The 1,256-nt window shown below is 68.0% G+C and carries 1 protein-coding gene; it reads left to right on the top strand.

Features of this window, described 5'->3' with window-relative positions; translation table 11 throughout:
- A partial coding sequence (gene glyA, locus ACFOMP_RS19795) for a serine hydroxymethyltransferase (RefSeq protein WP_379033783.1) occupies positions 1–1,186 on the top strand: 1,186 nt, incomplete at its 5' end.
- Between the last annotated feature and the right edge of the window lie 70 nt (positions 1,187–1,256).

Below are 1,256 nucleotides of genomic sequence, written 5' to 3' on the forward strand. Positions count from 1 at the left end.
CGAGCTGATCGCGTCCGAGAACATCGTCTCGAAGGCGGTGCTTGAGGCGCAGGGCTCGGTGCTGACCAACAAATATGCCGAGGGCTATCCCGGCAAGCGCTATTACGGCGGCTGCCAGTATGTCGACATCGTCGAGGATCTGGCGATCGAGCGCGCCAAGCAGCTGTTCGACTGCGGCTTTGCCAACGTGCAGCCGAACTCGGGGTCGCAGATGAACCAGGCGGTGTTCCTGGCGCTTCTGCAGCCGGGCGACACCTTCATGGGGCTCGACCTGAATTCGGGCGGCCACCTGACGCATGGCTCGCCGGTCAACATGTCCGGCAAGTGGTTCAACGTCGTCAGCTACGGCGTGCGCCAGCAGGACCAGCTTCTGGACATGGAGGAGATCCGCAGATCGGCGCATGAGCACAAGCCCAAGCTGATCCTGGCCGGCGGCACCGCCTATAGCCGGATCTGGGACTGGGCCGAGTTCCGCAAGATCGCCGACGAGGTGGGCGCCTACCTGATGGTCGACATGGCCCATATCGCCGGGCTGGTCGCCGGCGGCCAGCATCCCTCGCCGCTGCCGCATGCCCATGTGGTGACCACCACCACGCACAAATCGCTGCGCGGCCCGCGCGGCGGCATGGTGCTGACCAACGATGCCGAGATCGCCAAGAAGATCAACTCGGCGGTGTTCCCCGGCCTGCAGGGCGGCCCGCTGATGCATGTGATCGCCGCCAAGGCGGTGGCCTTCGGCGAGGCGCTGCGCCCCGAGTTCAAGGACTATGCCGCGCAGGTGGTCAGGAACGCCCGCGCCATGGCGGACGAGCTGATGAAGGGCGGCATCGACATCGTCTCGGGCGGCACCGACAACCACCTGTGCCTGGCCGACCTGCGGCCGAAGGGCGTGACCGGCAAGGCGACCGAGGCGGCGCTGGGCCGCGCCCATATCACCTGCAACAAGAACGGCGTGCCCTTCGACCCCGAGAAGCCCTTCGTGACCTCGGGGATCCGGCTGGGCGCCCCGGCCGGCACCACCCGCGGCTTCGGCGAGGCGGAGTTCCGCCAGATCGCCCGCTGGATCGTCGAGGTGGTGGACGGTCTGGCCGCGCATGGCGAGGCGGGCAATGCCGAGGTCGAGGCCAAGGTCAAGGCCGAGGTCGAAGCGCTCTGCGCGAAGTTCCCGCTCTACAGCGGCATGTGAGCCGAGGGCGGCGCGCGGGGCATAAGCCCGCGCGCCGCACAACCGCCGGGCGGAATGCTTGCCGGAACAG

This window comes from Paracoccus simplex, assembly GCF_042648325.1.
Lineage (GTDB): Bacteria > Pseudomonadota > Alphaproteobacteria > Rhodobacterales > Rhodobacteraceae > Paracoccus > Paracoccus simplex.